Raw genomic sequence first — 17,500 nt, 5'->3', positions numbered from 1 at the left:
AATCAATCGTCTCAGTTGCAGGAAGTCTTGGGCATTGTCGGCATTAAAACGGGCTGGCGAAATCGAGGAAGCGAATCATCCAACCCCGCTTGACACTGTCGCGCACCTTGCCGGTAGAACGTTTGTTGATTTGCAGATTGACGATGTACTCGCTCTTAATTGTGTCTTTGCCATCGATGTGTTTGGGATCCAATTCGCCCGTCATGTGATACACCCAAGCATCGTGGTTGGTAATGATCGACTTGCGAGCTCCGATGATCAGATTTCCATTGGGCCGAATCGATGTCACGCTGGCAGCGATGCGGTACGTTAACGACTCTGAGACATTTTGATTACCGCGTGCTTGCAATCGGTTTTCGTATTCGACTTCGACCGCCGGCTGATTGGTGGCCGCGTTGACCAAATTTCCCTTTTTGTCGAGGCCAATCCAGTCGGCCAATTCCACGGCATAGATGCCTTGCTTTTGTCGTTGAAATTGCCGCTGCTGTTGTTGCACCGCTCGTTCGTCGACCAAAACCAGAACCACATCATGAATCTTGATCTCTTCAGGCACCGGAGCCGGCGCTAAGACCCAAGAGCTATCGACTATTTTTCTACCGTGGTTGCGCATGAGTATTTGCGGCGGTCGGTTTTCGATGCCGAATAGCGGAACCGGCTCGCTTTCATAGGGCCGCTTCAACATCGCCAAGGGGGTCGTCTGCGCCTCCGCCGTGAGCGGAAACGCCCCGTACACCAATAAACATCCTATGATCCATCGCATCTCCAAGCCCTCCCTGCTTGTTGATCGTTACTTCGAATCCATATGCAGGATTCGTCCGCTGTGTATACTGTGTGCTATTGACCGCCGTATCGTGCCGCCGGTGCGAAACGCACCTTCAACCCAGCTTGGTTATGATCCGGCTGTGACATTTCGGGTGTGATCTCCGCAATATGAAAATCAATCACCTTGGCTAAGATCGTTGTATTGCCTTCCAACGTCCGGAGCGGGATTTGATCGCCATAGGCGCCCTCTTGCACGGCGCGGGCGACCGTTTTGATTGAGACCGCTCCAAACCGCGAATAAACCGTCACCGTGTCGCCGCGTTTGATGAGCGGCAACCGTTTGATATCTCGTTCCGTCAATGGACGCCCCTCAGGCAATGCCCGCACAGCTTGTTGGCCGACAAGTGCTCGGGGATCCGTCAGAACCGCCTGTTGTCGCGGCCATTCCGCCACGGGTAGCCAAGCCAAATCTTGAAGACCAAGCACATGCCCCTGCGAAACAGGGTGCCGCAACACCAAGGCCCGCGGCTTGGGGGACAACTCCACGACCACTTCAAAAACCTGTCCTCCATCAGGCGAACTGGCGTGAATTTGAATCGTTTGCCGACCGGTCCAAGGGGCCTGACCGCCGGAAATTTCCCAATAGGCCACGTTAGTACTGAGTAGGTCGGACAAGGTGGTTGCATCGCGCGGCAGCATCAATGCTGTGATTTGCGCACCGGTCGCCTGCTTGTCCAAGTGTTGTTGAATCGCGCCGGTCACCCGCCTTTCGGCTTGGCTGAGTTGATGATTGGTGACGTGCGGCTCCGCTTCGGACCGGACCGGTTGCGGCCCATGCACCTGTACGATGGATGCGCCACTGAATTGTACCGTTGCCAAGTTTTCGCCCAACGCCTGCAACCGCGACTTGACGTCCTCAACCCGCACGCGAGTTTTTCGCCCGCTACCAGGTGCGGGCTGAAAAGTGACGTTTGCCAAACGCTGCGCCGTTGCGGGATCCGCATCTCGAATCTCTGCAATGTCCCCCAACTGCACGACCGTCGATGAGGCGGTGCACTGCGATCTTAAATGAATCAGCGCAGCGCCAGCGGTCGACTGGGAAATCATGACTCCCAGCAGAAAGATCGCCAAATTTACGGGACGCACAACGGACATATGACTGTGCCTATGAGACGCGTGTTTAAGTTGCATTAAAATCGCCGCAAGTTCGCGACTAACGAGAGTTGCTCATCCGCGACTTGAATTGCCTGACTGGCCAACTCGAACGCGCGCTGCGTGCGAATCAACCCCACGAGTTGTTTCACCGGTTCGACATTAGATTTTTCGAGGAAGCCCGAACGAACAACCCCCATCCCGTCTTGTCCCCCGAAGGCAACGATCGGAGTCCCCGAAGCCGCACTTTGCTGATACAGGTTATCGCCGACTTGCACGAGCCCTTCGGGATTGATGAACCGTGACAGTTGGAGCTGGCCCACTTGTTGCAAGTCGGGGTTTCCCGGCTGCAAGACTGAAACGACCCCATCGGATGAAATGGCGATGTTGGTCGCGTCCTGGGGAATCGTGATCGATGGATCCAAGGGGCGTCCAATATCGGACGATGCCATGACCAGTTGGCCATCCACGTTTTTGGTAATGTTGCCGGCCCGCGTGTACATGATTTGATTTGTATTTTGATCCAGGACCTGAAAAAATCCCGGCCCCGTAATCGCCAAGTCCAATGGCCGCTCGGTGGCTTGCAAAGCCCCTTGGCTAAAATCGAGCTGCGTACTTTGAATCCGCGTTCCCAAGCCGACCGCCTGTCCGACAGCAGTCCGCTGGCCCACGCCGTTTTGCTGGCCCGGTAAGACGACTTGCTCGTAGTAGGTGTCTTCGAAGTTCGCCCGCGAGCTTTTGAAGGCTGTCGTATCCGCGTTGGCCAAGTTGTTGGCGATCACATCGAGGTTAAAGGCCTGAGCCTGCATCCCCGTCGCCGATGAATTCAACGCTCGTAACACGGTTTGGTTCCCCCAAATCTATTTAGCAGTCCTGTGAACAGTGCGACCGATCTTCGCAGAACCGTTCCTGACTCATTTCGCAATAAAATCTTGTCACTCATGGTTGTTTGTCGCCGGCTACAGTCTCGGCACCGTACTCAACAAGTTTCCCAGGGCTTCGTCTTGAAATTTGATCATGTTCAGATTGGCTTCAAAGGCCCGCGAGGTTTCAATCAAGTTCACCATTTCATTCACCGGCTTGACCCCCGATGCTTCGAGGAAGCCTTGCTTCAGCGAAGTTTCCGGCCCGGCTGGTCGTTCACTGCCCAGGTTTTTGTACAGGTTGTCCCCAACTTTTTTCAAAGTCTCATACGACCGCGGTTCCACCAGCGCGATCCTGCCGACTTCTTCTAAGTCGCCTTCGGTTTCCTGACTGACGATTCCCTCGGCACCAATGAAAATTTCCCCTTCCGAGGGATTGACCGTAATGGGTCCCCCTTCGTCACTGAGGACCTTCGCTCCGCCCGCGGTTTCCAGCGTGCCGTCTTGCTGGAGCGTGAGCGCTCCGTCACGCGTCAGAAACTTGCCGGCTTTCGTGGCGACCTTAAAGAAACCAGGCCCCGCAAAGGCAACGTCCAAGGTTCCCTCGGTCGCTTGCAACGGATTTTGCGAATAGTCTGTTTTGATCTCAGCAATGGTGGTCCCGCCCCACGAGTTGGCCAATTTCTCGGGAGTATCACTCGGATTGCCCTCGACGAAATCAAAGGGCAAATGAGACTCAAAAACGGTCATATCCCGTTTGAAGCCTGTTGAGGACGCGTTCGCCAGGTTGTTGGAAACCACATCCAGACGGATTTGTTGCGTATGCGCGCCTTGAGCGGAGAGGTATAAACCGTTGATCATGATAGATTCGCCGCCTCTGAGACAGGGTACGCCGACCAATCAGCGACACCGGTATCCCAAAACCTGGGTACACAATGCTGCTGTCAAAATCGAAAATCCCCCCACCAGAGGTTTCTATCGAACCGGCACAACCGTCAACTTGAGCCTAACCGTTAAAGTCTGCCAAACGGTTTTGAGTTGGGTCTGCGGTCGGGGCACGGAGTGAAACCGGGCCAATTTCACCCCGATCGCGGTTTTTCTCCGGCAATCAGCTACGGAAACCCCTGGTAGCTTTGCACTTTCGAACCGTTTTTCTATGATACGGACCCCAAAAACAGAAATCACACCGGCGGCACTGCCGCAGTCAGCGACTGAGGAGACATGATGTACAAATCACTAAGTGCACGAGCTATCGGTTTAAAAGCAACCTTGACCGAGGTTGTTGAGGCCGCCATTACGCACGGATTTGGCGGGATTGACGTCCAAATCGAGTTGGTGCTCCCCCTGGCCAACGCCATGGGCTTGAAGTACTGCCAGCAAATCATTCAAGCGGCCGACTCCACCCCCGGAAGTTGGGTGCTCCCCACACGGTGGCAAGACGAGGATGAAGCGCTATTCCAACGGGATCTGGCGGAACTGCCTGAATTGGCCAAATTGGCTCAGGACACCGGTTTCACACGCGTGACGACCGCCGTGCCGCCGACCTCCAATGTGCGTCCCCTGGAAGAAAACCTCGAGTGGAGCAAAAACCGGCTGCAACAAATCGCCGATGTCGTGGGCGAATGCGGTCAGCAGTTGGGACTGGAATACTTGGCAACCCCCACATTACGCAAAGATGCCAAGCATGAATTCATCCACTCCTTGGCTGGCTTGAAGCAACTGAAAGAGCTAATTGCCCGTGATAACGTGGGTTATCTGCTCGATTCGTGGCATTGGCACATGGCGGGCGAAACAGCGGCCGACCTCAGCTCGCTTAAAGCTGAAGAAATCGTCGCGATTCATGTCAACGACGCGCCGGCCGATATTCCCAATGACGAACAAATCGACAACGTCCGTCGTTTGCCGGGTTCGACCGGTGTGATTGACATCGATACGTTCTTGCAGACGATCAGCGATACTGGCTATGAAGGCCCGATGACCGCAGAGCCGTTTGCTGCCGGCGTCCGCACGCTGAACAAGAATCGCGTTGTGGAATTGGTCTCTGAATCGTTGGACCGCGTTTGGTTCCGCAAAGACGAAATCGCTGCTCAAGAAGCGGCACGAGCTGAAGCAGCACGACTTGCCGCGGAAGCTGCTGAAGCAGTCGCCGCCACGGCCGCACCGGAAGTGACGGAAGAAGCAGAGACAGCCGTTGCTGAAACATCCGCAGAATAGTGTGAACCGCAAGATAAATAAGAAAGGGGATGGCTTCAAAAAGCCATCCCCTTTTTTTGTGTAGGAATTGGGTTCTGCGAACAATCCGAATTATTGTTCGACTTTGCGACGAATTTTTGCACGAGCGCGGGAGAGCGTGGGGCCAATCGTATTTTGCGGCACACCTAATCCCGAACTGATTTCACGGTAGGAACGGCCTTCCAGGTGGAATTGCCGGACGATGTCCGCTTCGCGTGGGTCCAAACCTTCGAGCATCCGCTCGACTTCTTCCTCATCCGCGACACGTCCCGACTCACCCGATTCGCTACGGTCGACGGTTTCGGGGCTGGGCGGTGTGTGCCCCATGGCTTGAGCCATCCGCCGTTGCGACATCTCGCGCACAATCACGCGCCGCGCCACCACGGTCAGATAGGTCGCCAAGGAGCTCTTCCCGGCGAAGTGCCGCAGTACGGCAAAGTCGTTGGCCAACAATGTAACGAAGACTTCCGCACACAGGTCGTCAATGTCTTCCTGTGAAACACGGATGCTACGAGAATGGGCGGTGTGCGTGATGACATGCACGAACAGTCCCATAAATCGGTCAACAAAGTCCTTCCACGCACCTGGCTCTTTTTCGAGGCAGCGGGTGAGCAGTGTGCGATCAATTTGCGTTAATGCCACGCTTTGCTCTCCACTCCAAAATGAACTTATAAAATTGCAATAAACGGCGACAACAAAGGATTCCCGGGAGATGAATCACGGTGACTCATTTCACCACCTCGCGGCCAAATTTAGAATAATACCACTGTTAATTTTAAGAGAATCTGGCTTCAAGGCAAGACGATTCTCAAAGAACTGATCGCATGTTCATTCTTTTATTCCTTCGTGGCCATCAACAATGCACTGAATTTCCCGCAGTTGCTAGAATCTCCCGGTGTTGTGCCACATTGACATCCACCTTCCCATAAGCGAGAAACTGTTCAGGACACTTACATGAAGCGAAAACCCGCTTGGCCGTCCCTGAGGGGACTACGCCTTTTCATCAGTTGACTGTTGGATAAAGTCGGCAGCCAGCCGGGAAGTCGACCACTCTTTTGGATTCGAACGGTCAGTTTGCCGCCAGGGCAATTCGCGCAGGTTGTAGATTCTTGCGAAGAACGGTAACCGCAATCTCTGATTTATGCACATAGGGAAAACCATGTTGACCCATTTCCGGTTCATTTGCGTCGTCCTGGCCATTATCGCCCCTGCTGCTCCCGTTCGCGCCGACGAGACAGCCCCAGAGAATTTCCGCACCCCGGTTGGAGACGCAGAACTTAGGTATTGGCTGCAGAATATGGTCTGGTACCACAATTTTTCCAACGCGGAAATCGCTGATGCAACCGGGCTGAGTGAAGCGGAAATCCAATCATCTCTAAAGCGACTGCGCATCTCAGCGGAGACCAAACCGCAGCGTCGGGCCGAAGCACCGTTGTTGACGTTGCCTTATCCGGGCGGACGGCATCCGCGGATTGGATTTCTCGAAGGGGCAATTCGGCCGCAGCGCGATACGAAGATCAGCGTGTTTACGCCGTGGGACGATCACAGCTACGTCGTGGCCGATATTCCCGAAGCGATCTGGTCGAACCTGGGGCTGACTTATCTGGCGCATACGCACGTGCCCACCATTTGGGAGGCGCAAGGTATTGAGCTGAAACCGCTCGAATGGAATCGCCGCAACGATGGGACGTTTGACATGACGCGCAAACTGCCCAACGGCATTGCTTTTGGTGCGAAGATCATGCCCGGCCGGGATGGTGTAAAAATGGAACTGTGGTTGGAAAACGGAACCAAAGAAACGCTCAGCGACCTGCGCGTGCAAAACTGTGTAATGCTCAAAGCGGCCATCGGTTTCAATGAACAGACCAACGACAACAAAGTCTTCTCCAAACCATTCTGCGCCGCCCGCAATGAAGCGGGCGACCGCTGGATCATCACCGCTTGGGACCACTGCCACCGCCCCTGGGGCAACACCCGCTGCCCCTGCTTACACTCCGACCCCAAATTCCCCAACTGCGCCCCCGGCGAAAAGCGGATGCTACACGGGTGGTTGTCGTTTTACGAAGGAACGGAGATCGAAGCGGAGTTCGAGCGTTTGCGGAACGTCGGTTGGTTAAGGCTGAGCGACTAAGGGCAATGTTGTGCGCAGGTGACAATGTTGTGCGCGGGTGACCTCTATGTTGTGCGCGGGTCTCCCCTAAGTTGTGCGCGGGTCTCCCGACCCCGCACAGACCGCGACCAAAGGTCTCCCGGACGACTAAACAGACGCCCCTCAGTTACCCCCAATCCAAAGCACTAATTTCCACATCACCGTTCTCTCGTCCGTCCGACACGAAATACCGCGCGGATGAAAATCGCCAATCCGCTCCCCGAGTGACCAGCCCTTTACGGCAAGGGTTTTCGTGGATGTAGTCCAACTTCTGTTTCCAGAATGCTTCCGTTTCGATCGCCTCAGGATGTCGGCTCGACTGCCAAAAGCGGCGCTCACGATCTTTGCTCGCCGCAGCTTTGAGGGTCGTAACAAAACATGGGGGAGCGTGTTGCATGCAGTAATCGCTCAGTTGACGACCGGTGAACTTTCGAAAATCGAACAAAGTTTTTTCTAAACTCTTGGAATCGAAATTTTTATCAAAAACGATCGCGTGGAGATGTGTCGGCATGATCACGTAGGCATTGATGCGCAGGTTTTTCTGGCCATGGCAAAAACTGAAGCTGTCGGTCACAATTTTGCATGCTTGCTCGGAAACAAACACTGGGAGCCAATCAACAATGCTGTAGGTCACAAAATAGACGACGGCATCGGTTCGAATTCGGTAGCGTTCCATAGTTGTTTGGCTTTCCGATTCGTATTCTTGCGGTGGGGGGGCAGGGAGACCTTCGGTCAGGGGCAGTGCGGGGTCGGGAGACCCGCGCACAACATTGCCGGGAACCTCGTGTGCTACCTGTGCGAGGTAGCTTTCCCCCGCCGTAAACGACGGGGCTAATACCGCTTCGCGGAAACGCCGGTCAACCGGCGTAAACCACCCACGCACACTCACCAACAACCACTCCTTCTTCTGGCCACTGACCACCGGCCACTGGCCACTTTTTCTGCCTACTGCCTACTGCCTACTGCCTACTGCCTACTGCCTACTGCCTACTGCCTACTGCCTACTGGCCACTGCCTCACGCATTGTACCCGCGCAGTGACTCTTCGCTCGCTTCGCCACGGGTTTGTTTGACGATTTGTGTCATCGCCGATTCCAGGATCACCGAGGGTTCGCCGACGCAGAGAAAGGTGAATCCCTCTTTAGCTAGGGACGGGCCGTCGCCGATCATCCACATGACTTTGCCGGCCCGCTTGGCGGCGGCGCGGATTTCGTCGCGGGCTGTGAGGAATTTGGGATTGTCCCACTGCGCGCCGACGCCCAGGTCGTGTGAAAGGTCGTAGGGACCGATGGCGGCGCAGGTGGTCACTTCGTGGCCAACGATTGCGTCGAGGTGGTCCATGCCCTTTTGACTCTCGATTTGCGGCAGGATGATGACATCTTGTTCGACGTCTTTTTCCCAGTCGGCGGCGGTCATATCCTTGATCCAACGATTTCCCATTCCACCCGGACGGCGGCGGCCGCGCGGGGGGACGCGGATGGCATCGCGGACGACATCCAACTGCTCCGGCGTTTCGACCGTCGGCAACAACATGCCGCAAGCGCCCAGATCCATCGTGCGAGAGATCGTACTGAAATCGAGTTTCGGCGGACGAACCAGGACCGGAAAATTGGCCAACCGACCGAGCGCGCACATCTCCGCCACGCGTTCGGTGTTGTGGCAACTGTGTTCCATACAAACGATCATGTAATCCATTTCGGCACGCAGCACATGATCCATCAGTCCAGGCCAGAGATGATCGATCACCAGCGGCCCCGTCGTCAGTTCGCCCCGATTGACTTTCGCAATTAATTCTTTAGCAGGTTGCATCGCGTTGATTCCGTTTTTTAAAAAAGGTGACAGGCCTGTGGTTAGGCTTTAGGCTGTAGACTTTAGGCCGTAGGGTTGGCAGATGATCGCTGCTTGGCACGGCGTTTTTTTCTGGCCACCGGCCACTGACCACCGGCCACTTTTTCTGCCTACTGCCTACTGCCTACTGCTCCGGCCAATTCAAATGTTTCCGTAAAAACTCAAACGTCCCCACGCCGTTGATCTTGTGAGGTCCGTTAAAAAACTCAATTTCAGTTCGCTCAGGGATGCCAAGTTCGACGTACAGGCGGCGGACGCGGGCGTATTCTGCTGCGACCCATTCATCCGGCGCGACGCCGTCTTTGTGTCCCCGCTCGACCATAAACGGTCGCGGGGCGATCAAGCCGACCATGTCGGAATGATTGAAGGTGTGGCCGAGATTGAACTCGCCAACTTCGTAGGCGCCCAGCGGGGGGAAACAATAATTGTAATGGACGGAGACGGTTTTCGTTACCCACTCATTGAAATCTCCGGAATCAATCACACAGGCGTATTGCTCAAGGATCGCCGGCACGCGGGTGGCCGTGTTTCCGCCATAGGAAAGCCCATAAAACCCAATTCGCTGCGGATCGACAAACGGCAGGCTACTCAGCCAATCCAGCATCTGTTGGTGCTGCACGGTCGTGATGCCGAATAGCGTATTTTTCAGCGGATTTGCCTTTCGCTGCAATTGCCGGAATTCATTGCCTCCCGCGTAGAAATTGTGCGGAGCATACGTCACAAAGCCTTCGTCGGCCAATTTGGCGGCGTACGAGCCATAGATCTGGGAGTCGCGCTTGTCGGGGTCGTCGGTGACAACGGATTCTGGCGTCCCTTCGAGACCGTGCTGACAAACGACGACGGGACGTTTCTCGCCCTCTTGAATGTCCTTGGGGACCAACAAATACCCCCAACAAATCACATCGGGATAGACATCCAGGACCACTTCGTAACCGGTCCATTTCGGCTGATCGTCAATTTGCCGCGTGCGGGCATTGGGGGGCAGCGTCGCCGGGGGCAAACGGCCGATCAGTTCTTCCAGCATGGCTTCACGATAGCGGGCGGTCCCTTGCTGCCAATCTTCGATCGACGTTGGTTTGATCGGTTCCCAGAATTTTTCCCGGACATGATGCGAGTCAGCCAGCAAGTGCATCGTGTGATCGATCAGTTGTTGGACTTGCCGCTGTTGGCGCGGTCCGGGATCGAAGTCGCTACGGGTATCGACTGGGAGATTCCCTGCGGGTCTCAATGGTTGGTCAATCTCCAGCGCTTTTATAAATGCCGACAGTGCGTCGTCGGAACCCAACGGAATTGGGTCGCCGGTCTTGCCCGCGATGAGAGTGATGTTCGGGCGGATCTCCGCTTGGGCGGGAAAGCGGGTCCGAACGCGAGCGACTTCGGCGTCGACCGAGGCGAATGTCGGAGTCGTCAAGCGTCCCGGTGCTGCTGACTCCAAACGGCCCGGCCGCAACTTGGGTGGGCCATCGACTTCCGGGGCGATGCTATGTTCAACAATCAAAGCTCGCGGCGCAATCATCCCGGCGATCTCGGCATCGCCGAATTCCTGGAGCAGTCCGAACACGTTGCGGTAAATCGGCTCTTGCCAGACATCCTGCCGCGAATCGAAATATCCGCTGACCAGGGTGGCGTCGATGCGAGGATCAAGGGCGGCCGTATAGAGGGCCAACAGCCCGCCTTCGCCATAACCAGCAACGCCGATCGTATCGCCCGGTTTGCCTTGCCGTGAGAGCCAATCGACCAGGGCGAGGATTTTGTTCACTTCATATCCAATGATGTGGCGGCCCATGGGGTATGCGCTGCGGTAAATCCATTCGCGGTGTGTTTGGTTGGTCATCATCACCGCCGGATTGCCCGCCCATTCGTCGCTACGATCAATCAGCACCGGCACGACCACACGGAAGCCTTGCTCGGCCAAGCGACGGGCGAATTGCGATCGGGGTGCGATACCGGGCGCCGAACCAATGAGCATCTCCGGTGTCTGATCGGCATCGGGGATGGCAACGACGACACCGATTGGTTGTGCCAACGGCTCCAGCAACAAGCCTTCGCCGTAGACATTGCCAAAAGCGGGCCAGCGGACGGCGAAGACGGCATACTGGTCGGTACGGGCGATGAGCGCGGGTTGATCGAGCGTTTCGATTAACTCCAATGCAGCGACGGTGTGAAGTTCATCGCTGGCGCCGATGTCATACGCAAAGCGCCGCCGATTCGCGGCGATTGATTTTTCGTAGGCTTCGCGGGAGGAATAATCGGGGTTCCAGAATTTTTGACGAGAGCGGACAGTGGCGGCCGTTTCGCGAGTGAGATATTTGTCGATCCCCTCACGCATCCGTTGAGAAAGATCACCCCGCAACCGGAGCGGTTTCGTCCCCGCCAGCGGCGGACCGGTTTGGGCGTTTGCCGCTGCGGTTAGGGAGAATAACAGACAAAGAGTCAGAGTTTTCGAGCATTTCATGGGGCTATCACCCGGCTGCGGCGGACCTAGTTACTGGTTTGTCGCGCCGAGGCGCATTTGTCATACTAAGAATCCCGTTTGTAGCGAACAAGCGCCGCGGCTCATTGGCCCGCGAAACACCAACCCGACCGAAGACGATGGAACGAGGAGAGAGCCGGATGTCCGCTGATAAAGACCTGAAAACATACGTTCCGCAAGTCGGACGCGTGGAGTGGATCGGCATCAGTGATGCTCGGATGGCGACAATCCAACCCAAGGACGAAGTCGAGATCGTCGTCGGTCATGGCATTGTGGGCGAGCATCATGCTCAAGGGGACAATTCCAAACGGCAAGTGACGTTGATTCAGCACGAGCACTTGCCATTCATCGGCGCCATCTTGGGCCGCGACCCAATCGACCCCGGGCTATTGCGGCGAAATATTGTCGTATCAGGGATCAACCTGATCGCGCTCAAGGATCGCAAGTTCAGCATCGGCAACGTCGTGCTAGAGGGAACCGGTCCCTGCGCCCCTTGCTCGCGAATGGAATACAATCTTGGCGACGGTGGTTATGCGGCTATGCGGGGGCACGGCGGGATCTGCACGATCGTGCTTGAAGCGGGCACGGTGCGTGTGGGGGATGCGGTTCGGGTGCTGGAGGGTTAGTAGGCGGTAGGCGGTAGGCGGTAGGCAGTAGGCAGTAGGCAGACGAAGTGGCCGGTGGCGAGTGGCCGGTGGCCAGTAAATTCAATGCCGTTCCAAATGGCCATCATCTGCCAGCCCTATGGACTACAGTCTACAGCTTCAAGGCTCTGTTCAGGCAAATGACGAGTACCCTGCGTCGGACCGCAAGGACTGTCGCTGTACAGCAAGCCCGGTTCACCGGGCTTCCCGCGCAGCGGTATTAGCCCCGTTGTTTACGACGGGGATTATGGGGGGCATTCTCATCATTCTACCTCCGTTCCACGGAGGTTCTCGCTGTGAGGGCTTTAGCCATGGACACACAGGCTCAAGCCGAGCAGTGAGAAGGCTCGTGAACGAGCCTCAATGCACATAGGTTTTTCACTTGCCACCCCGTCGTAAACAACGCGTGCTTCCCTCTTGGTTGGTACTCACACCTGTCCCCTCAGGGCTCACGCTTGAAATCCCTACAGCCTATCTCGCCATCTTGTGCGCAACCGCAATTCGTTTGTGTGAGGCTCGATTTCAAAGGGGGGAGCGAATAGATGACGGTTGGGGGCGAGAATGGTGCGGCGACAAATGGTGCGGGCTTGAAGTTGCATCGGGGGGAGGATGCTGCTGCAACCGATGCTCAGTTGCCCGATGCTTGGCGGGGCGATGCGACGATTTTTTGCAGCTTGTTGGAGCGGATGGGGCGCGATGTGGAGCCTTGGGCGCTCAAGGCGGCGACCGAGGCTTTGGATGCGCTGGTCGTGCAACTCTTCGCCGATTGTCGCGCCGACGAGGTTTCCCCTGAGGCAGCGACCTGGGAGCGGGTGGTGCTGTTGGCGACGTTGTTGGGGTATCGTGAGGTGCTGTCAGCGTTGGGAGGACGGTCGGAAGCGATTGCGACGCGGTTGTTGCGTCGGCCTGAGGTGTGATCGGGGGAAACGGCTGATCGTGCGGGAATCTTCGTGAATTGTGAGTGATCAACGTATACAATTTGAGTTTCAATCCACATGTCGCGAATCCACGTTGCCTTAGCTCTCAACTTTGCATTGCTATTTTCCATGCAAACATTCTGTCCATCGGCACGATACGAATGGTAGACATTTTAGATTCCTTTATGCGGCCAATGTTTAATGACCGAGACTGAACGCGTTGTTGCGGTAAGCGTCTTCGCTATTTTGGGCTTGCTGATTTTTGCTTGGGCAAGTTGGTGGCCGACTCAGAGCAAGCGAGACAAGATTTCCATCGCACCGAGATATTCGCATTACCACAACTCTGTAATGTACGATTTTTTCGTCGGCCACGACCTTGCCACTTTTATGTCGTCAGTTGACGATGGATTGTTTGACTTTCTCCACGTTGATGGGATGGACAGTGATGGCACACTTGCCGGGCATGTCATTGTGGTTGTTACTGTTAACAATTGGGTTGGCCGCCCGGAATTCGTGACGCAGTTCAGGACGCTTCAGGGTGCTTTCGTTGAAAAAACGTGGCATCCAGCCGGAGGGCGACTCTGGGGCGAAGCAATGGGGTTATTCGTCTTGCCTGGAGTTGTGACAGCGGCTTCAACGGAGGTTATGACTTAGGGCTGTAAAACGACGCATTGATTGCAATTATTATCCTAGATGCCTACGCTCTTACCAATGCTTGCGCCTCCAAATTACGACAACTTGATGCCTGAAATCGTCGACGCCCTCACACTGCACTACCGCAAGTGGGTAGCCGAACACAGCGGCGAAAAGATTTATGCGTACGTCATTTACCCGGTTCCGCTTATTGCAGCCATCGGGATGTCTGTTTTGACCGAACAGGGATTGAAACAGGTCGCTTGGGAATACAAAACCAAACACGGATATGAGCAATCGCTTGAACAGCTCGCGATCGATCTCCGTTGGTCCGTAGCCGACACGCCGTATTGTGGAGATTACCTAGAAATCTTCGATTCCGTGAACGAGCGACTTGAGGGAATGCTCTCATACGTCGACTCGCTTGAGATCAACGACCCCGCATTCGACACACACTACGAAACGCTTGAGTCAACGCTTGTGAGGGCACTGAATTATTTTCGGCTTGAGGTTCTGGGCGGGGCAACGCGGCTAATCTTGTACGTAGACTTTGGTGATATGAGCGACGAGGACCGTCTCCGGTTCATTAAGCTGTGCAACACGCCGGAAATGGTGAATTGGTATCTCGCGACAAATAAAAAGGCAAGCTAACGTGGGGCTTCCCGATAGACTCTTCGCGGCAGTACAAAGTCTATCAGCCGGTTCTCCTGAGGACGGGGTCATGGCCGCCACGAACAGCCTCCCACGGCTGTGCCGACACTAAAGAAGCTTTGGGCCACCTTACACACATCGGCGTTGCATAGCCGGACGCTCCCGCAATGTTATCAGCCGCTTCAACTTATAATCACTGCAGTAGCAGACCGTTTTCATGGAATCTCCTTTGCACCGTCTGAGGGACGCCAGCATGTTTCCAAGGCGAATTGTGGCTCTCGGTTCCAGTTCAATTCATGGAAGAGGTGACTTTGAACTCGGTGGATTTATTCACCGATTGCGGATATGGCATGAAGCTCAAAGTCCAAGGAACTTTGTCTACCAACTTGGCATTTTTGGCGAAAGCACCGAAAGTCTCATTGCGCGTCTCCCGATGGAAGCAGGAGTTCGTCGCCCGCATCTTCTAATTCTCTATCCTGGATTTAATGACATCCGACGCGAAGGGGCTGAGTCCTCTGAGAATGCCGTCTCGATTGAAGAGTTTCGAAATTCCATGGCGGCCTTGGTCGAATGCTCGCTGAAAATATCCCCAACCTTGATGCTGACGGGATTCCCATTTGAGGAAGCGAAAACGACACCTTATTTGGGCTCCGATTGGTATTATCTTCGCGCAGATGCAGCGCGCTACACGGATGTTTTGCGGCAAGTCTGTGAGGAGAGGTCGTGTCCAATTCTTGACTATTTCAAGAATTGGGATTCAGAGAAGCTGAGCAACCTGCTGGCTGATGATGGACTACACTGCAACCCCACAGGGCATGAAAAACTCTATCGAGAACTTCGAGAGTTTCTGGAAAACAAGTTCCAGGCAGACAAGAGTGGCTCAGAAAAACGCTGAAGCTGTTCGAAGATTCTACAGTCCCGAGAATCCACGACATCCCACCTGGCGAAGTTGTTGCGTCGCGGAAAAAAACTGCCCCAAATGGGTCCAGCCATCGGATTAGTAGCACGACAGCCTGGCGATTGCCGCCTCGTTGGTCTGCGTTTTGTTGATTTCGAATCAATACAGGCCAACGTGCAACGCCGTCAAGCTGTTTGCCGTATTCGGTGAAGATATTTCTTCATGCTGCTGAATCCCTCTCTCTACTTGCTTAGGAAAGTTTTCCATGTCGATGACAATCGCTCGTCTCCCACACGCCGGTCTGGTCAAACGCCGTACCAAGTTTGGCCGAGTTTTTACGCTGAGTTTTGCTGGGCTGTTGTTGGGTTTGGGAAGTGCGGTGGCCTATTCCGCTGAGACGGGAAACGATTCTCGGGTCCTTCCTGAAATCAAATGGGACACGACGCTCAATAAGTTTCAATTTGATGCGGACAAATTTATCGGCCAACGCCTCACCGTGAAGTGTCCGCCGGCGGCGGTGGATCAAAGTTTTTCCGGTGTCTACGGCACGGATTTTTATCCGAGTGACACTTCCATTTGTATTGCTGCACTGCATGCCGGAATGATTACGAAAGAGGGTGGAACGGTGACGATCCAGCTCAACCCGGGCAAACCGAAGTATGCGGGCAGCAAACGCAATGGCGTCGAAACGGACAGCTTGCCTGAAACTCGCCGCAGCATGTCATTTGTTGATGGCCCCGGTTCGGATGAGACCAATAAAATTCACCTGGCGCACATTCCGCGCATCGATTGGGACACCAAGTTCACCCGAAGTGGATTTGCCTATCGGCGCCTGGTCGGCCAACGCTTCTCGTTTCGGTGCCCGCCTGCCCCGAGCAATTTGCGACCAAGAATCGTCTACGGCACGGATACTTATGACTTTTCCAGCATGATCTGCCGAGCAGCATTGCATGCGGGTAAGATCACGACGCAAGGGGGAATCGTGACGGTCGAGATTGGTCCCGGCGTGCCGAAGTTTGTGGGCAGCATTCGTAATGGGATTGAAACCAACAGCAAAGGTGGAACCGATCGCACACTTACTTTTATCGATCACGCCAAAATGAAGAAGCGTGAACAGTCTGCGAACAAGTAGGCCGTTGAACGCACTGTGCGACGGCGAGCCGTCGGATTGGGGCATTGCATTCCAACGTCCACGAATCTGCGCTGAAGAAAAAACAGCTGCGCTGTCCAAGGAGCTTGGCGGGCTAGCAACTGGGAATGCGGAAGATGTGAATCGACTGGTCCTTGTCGGCGCAGCACTTTTTCTGTTTTTTCTTCTTTTTATCCGAGACCATCACGAGGCGGTCATCGCATAGCCACGATACCCCTTCGACGTTGCCGTAGCACTTTTTGGGAAATCGATAGGTGGTGCCTGTCCCTTCGACAAACCGACTGAACGTTTCATCAATCTCTCCCAACCATAATCGTTTCGACTTTTGTGAAACCACGGCGACACGGTTTCCGCGGCGGGCGATGGCGGCGAAGTCTTTGAATTTTGCGCTGGCCGGCAAATTGATGGCGCGGGGCTTGGCCCATGAGCCGTCGCTGGCTTTGGGGAACAAGTATACAACCGGCCGCGGCCTTTGTTGCCGTCTTGGCCTAACGTGTCTTCCCACAGCCCGACGAGGTATTCGGTGTCGCCGCGGCGGATGTGCTCAACGCCCTCAAAGCCTTTGTTCTTATTTTTGAATGCCGGTTCAAGCTGTGAGCAACGATGAAACATGAAATCCCCATCGTACTCCGAGACGAGTCCACGGAAACCGCCATGTGACTTGTCTTCGAGGGCCTCGACAATGAGGTAAAAGCGATCACTCAGCGGGTCATAGGTGATGTCCTCGAATCCGGTCCCCACGTTGAGGAGATAAATCAGCTTGTTTGATTTCGAGGATTTCAACTTCAGGTCGACCCGGCCGACTTTGTTGAGGTTGTCGAAAATGACGTAACAGGTCGACTCGTCCGCGACGTAGACGCCACTCGCCTCGAGCTTTTTCTGCTTTTTGCCCGGGAAGAGTTTATGCAGTTTCTTCTCTCGAATCAGCTCGAGTTTTCTGCTCATATCCGCCCCCTGCTTTTTGCTGCAGACTTGCTAGGAATCGCCCCATCCAATTTGCGCGCGGTGCGACCACTCTTCTATAGCATGCGGAGTGGCGCGATTCCCACAAAAAAATGAGCGAGACGCAGTCTGCCGTCGGATCGGCGGTGCGCAGTGTGAGCGGCTGAGAGAAGGTGGGCAGCAAGCA

General features: G+C 55.0%; 17 protein-coding genes. 8 read left to right on the top strand and 9 right to left on the bottom strand.

All coding sequences use genetic code 11. The annotated features are described in order from the left end of the window. Positions 1–43: 43 nt before the first annotated feature. From Mal52_RS07300 to Mal52_RS07285, 4 genes are all read right to left on the bottom strand, one after another. Positions 44–760, bottom strand: coding sequence for a flagellar basal body L-ring protein FlgH (locus tag Mal52_RS07300; RefSeq protein ID WP_145375105.1), 717 nt, complete (start codon positions 758–760; stop codon positions 44–46). A gap of 74 nt (positions 761–834) precedes the next feature. Further along, positions 835–1,917: a flagellar basal body P-ring formation chaperone FlgA gene (gene flgA, locus Mal52_RS07295; protein ID WP_197534726.1), complete on the bottom strand. Its 1,083-nt coding sequence runs from the start codon at positions 1,915–1,917 to the stop codon at positions 835–837. A gap of 35 nt (positions 1,918–1,952) precedes the next feature. Then, on the bottom strand, positions 1,953–2,756 hold the full coding sequence (gene flgG, locus Mal52_RS07290) for a flagellar basal-body rod protein FlgG (protein ID WP_231962088.1): 804 nt from the start codon (positions 2,754–2,756) through the stop codon (positions 1,953–1,955). Positions 2,757–2,873: 117 nt separating this feature from the next. Further along, on the bottom strand, positions 2,874–3,638 hold the full coding sequence (locus Mal52_RS07285; protein WP_145375101.1) for a flagellar hook-basal body protein: 765 nt from the start codon (positions 3,636–3,638) through the stop codon (positions 2,874–2,876). 360 nt (positions 3,639–3,998) lie between these two features. On the opposite strand from Mal52_RS07285, the gene Mal52_RS07280 reads away from it, so the two are divergent. Continuing rightward, positions 3,999–4,991 (top strand): sugar phosphate isomerase/epimerase family protein, encoded by a 993-nt coding sequence (locus Mal52_RS07280; protein WP_145375099.1) that lies wholly within the window; start codon positions 3,999–4,001, stop codon positions 4,989–4,991. Positions 4,992–5,081: 90 nt separating this feature from the next. Here Mal52_RS07280 and Mal52_RS07275 read toward each other — a convergent pair whose 3' ends face one another. Continuing rightward, positions 5,082–5,651, bottom strand: a complete 570-nt coding sequence (locus Mal52_RS07275) for a sigma-70 family RNA polymerase sigma factor (RefSeq protein WP_145375097.1) — start codon at positions 5,649–5,651, stop codon at positions 5,082–5,084. A gap of 517 nt (positions 5,652–6,168) precedes the next feature. Here Mal52_RS07275 and Mal52_RS07270 point away from each other — a divergent pair. Further along, complete coding sequence (locus tag Mal52_RS07270; RefSeq protein ID WP_145375095.1) at positions 6,169–7,140, top strand: AsnC family protein; 972 nt, start codon at positions 6,169–6,171, stop codon at positions 7,138–7,140. Positions 7,141–7,285: 145 nt separating this feature from the next. Here Mal52_RS07270 and Mal52_RS07265 read toward each other — a convergent pair whose 3' ends face one another. From Mal52_RS07265 to Mal52_RS07255, 3 genes are all read right to left on the bottom strand, one after another. Continuing rightward, positions 7,286–8,047 (bottom strand): REP-associated tyrosine transposase, encoded by a 762-nt coding sequence (locus tag Mal52_RS07265; RefSeq protein ID WP_145375093.1) that lies wholly within the window; start codon positions 8,045–8,047, stop codon positions 7,286–7,288. Between the two features lie 127 nt (positions 8,048–8,174). Further along, positions 8,175–8,966, bottom strand: a complete 792-nt coding sequence (locus Mal52_RS07260; RefSeq protein ID WP_145375091.1) for an aldolase/citrate lyase family protein — start codon at positions 8,964–8,966, stop codon at positions 8,175–8,177. Positions 8,967–9,129: 163 nt separating this feature from the next. Further along, positions 9,130–11,460, bottom strand: coding sequence for a dienelactone hydrolase family protein (locus Mal52_RS07255; protein ID WP_145375090.1), 2,331 nt, complete (start codon positions 11,458–11,460; stop codon positions 9,130–9,132). A gap of 158 nt (positions 11,461–11,618) precedes the next feature. Between Mal52_RS07255 and Mal52_RS07250 the strand changes: the two genes are divergently transcribed. From Mal52_RS07250 to Mal52_RS07225, 6 genes are all read left to right on the top strand, one after another. Next, positions 11,619–12,104 carry an MOSC domain-containing protein gene (locus Mal52_RS07250; protein ID WP_145375088.1) on the top strand — a complete coding sequence of 162 codons (486 nt, stop codon included), beginning with the start codon at positions 11,619–11,621 and terminating at the stop codon, positions 12,102–12,104. 560 nt (positions 12,105–12,664) lie between these two features. Beyond that, positions 12,665–13,039: a hypothetical protein gene (locus tag Mal52_RS07245; protein WP_145375086.1), complete on the top strand. Its 375-nt coding sequence runs from the start codon at positions 12,665–12,667 to the stop codon at positions 13,037–13,039. A 201-nt stretch (positions 13,040–13,240) separates the two neighbouring features. Further along, the gene (locus Mal52_RS07240; protein ID WP_145375084.1) at positions 13,241–13,693 is read left to right on the top strand and encodes a hypothetical protein; all 453 of its coding nucleotides are present in this window, start codon (positions 13,241–13,243) and stop codon (positions 13,691–13,693) included. Between the two features lie 87 nt (positions 13,694–13,780). Further along, positions 13,781–14,323: a DUF4303 domain-containing protein gene (locus Mal52_RS07235; RefSeq protein WP_197534725.1), complete on the top strand. Its 543-nt coding sequence runs from the start codon at positions 13,781–13,783 to the stop codon at positions 14,321–14,323. 217 nt (positions 14,324–14,540) lie between these two features. Then, positions 14,541–15,218, top strand: coding sequence for a GDSL-type esterase/lipase family protein (locus tag Mal52_RS07230; protein WP_145375080.1), 678 nt, complete (start codon positions 14,541–14,543; stop codon positions 15,216–15,218). A 268-nt stretch (positions 15,219–15,486) separates the two neighbouring features. Beyond that, positions 15,487–16,353 (top strand): LCCL domain-containing protein, encoded by an 867-nt coding sequence (locus Mal52_RS07225; RefSeq protein ID WP_145375079.1) that lies wholly within the window; start codon positions 15,487–15,489, stop codon positions 16,351–16,353. A gap of 201 nt (positions 16,354–16,554) precedes the next feature. On the opposite strand, the gene Mal52_RS07220 is transcribed toward Mal52_RS07225, so the two are convergent. After that, positions 16,555–17,316: a hypothetical protein gene (locus Mal52_RS07220; RefSeq protein WP_145375077.1), complete on the bottom strand. Its 762-nt coding sequence runs from the start codon at positions 17,314–17,316 to the stop codon at positions 16,555–16,557. Positions 17,317–17,500 lie beyond the last annotated feature (184 nt).

Origin of the sequence: Symmachiella dynata, from assembly GCF_007747995.1 — a bacterium.
Taxonomy (GTDB): Bacteria; Planctomycetota; Planctomycetia; order Planctomycetales; family Planctomycetaceae; genus Symmachiella; species Symmachiella dynata.
This window is presented reverse-complemented; position numbering and strand designations above follow the sequence as displayed.

Bases quoted from the DNA above. Each gene is read 5' to 3' on its own strand.
- Mal52_RS07300 (WP_145375105.1), bottom strand. From the start codon at position 760: ATGCGATGGATCATAGGATGTTTATTGGTGTACGGGGCGTTTCCGCTC.
- flgA (WP_197534726.1), bottom strand. From the start codon at position 1,917: ATGTCCGTTGTGCGTCCCGTAAATTTGGCGATCTTTCTGCTGGGAGTC.
- Mal52_RS07285 (WP_145375101.1), bottom strand. From the start codon at position 3,638: ATGATCAACGGTTTATACCTCTCCGCTCAAGGCGCGCATACGCAACAA.
- Mal52_RS07280 (WP_145375099.1), top strand. From the start codon at position 3,999: ATGATGTACAAATCACTAAGTGCACGAGCTATCGGTTTAAAAGCAACC.
- Mal52_RS07270 (WP_145375095.1), top strand. From the start codon at position 6,169: ATGTTGACCCATTTCCGGTTCATTTGCGTCGTCCTGGCCATTATCGCC.
- Mal52_RS07260 (WP_145375091.1), bottom strand. From the start codon at position 8,966: ATGCAACCTGCTAAAGAATTAATTGCGAAAGTCAATCGGGGCGAACTG.
- Mal52_RS07255 (WP_145375090.1), bottom strand. From the start codon at position 11,460: ATGAAATGCTCGAAAACTCTGACTCTTTGTCTGTTATTCTCCCTAACC.
- Mal52_RS07250 (WP_145375088.1), top strand. From the start codon at position 11,619: ATGTCCGCTGATAAAGACCTGAAAACATACGTTCCGCAAGTCGGACGC.
- Mal52_RS07245 (WP_145375086.1), top strand. From the start codon at position 12,665: ATGACGGTTGGGGGCGAGAATGGTGCGGCGACAAATGGTGCGGGCTTG.
- Mal52_RS07240 (WP_145375084.1), top strand. From the start codon at position 13,241: ATGACCGAGACTGAACGCGTTGTTGCGGTAAGCGTCTTCGCTATTTTG.
- Mal52_RS07235 (WP_197534725.1), top strand. From the start codon at position 13,781: ATGCCTGAAATCGTCGACGCCCTCACACTGCACTACCGCAAGTGGGTA.
- Mal52_RS07230 (WP_145375080.1), top strand. From the start codon at position 14,541: ATGGAATCTCCTTTGCACCGTCTGAGGGACGCCAGCATGTTTCCAAGG.
- Mal52_RS07225 (WP_145375079.1), top strand. From the start codon at position 15,487: ATGTCGATGACAATCGCTCGTCTCCCACACGCCGGTCTGGTCAAACGC.
- Mal52_RS07220 (WP_145375077.1), bottom strand. From the start codon at position 17,316: ATGAGCAGAAAACTCGAGCTGATTCGAGAGAAGAAACTGCATAAACTC.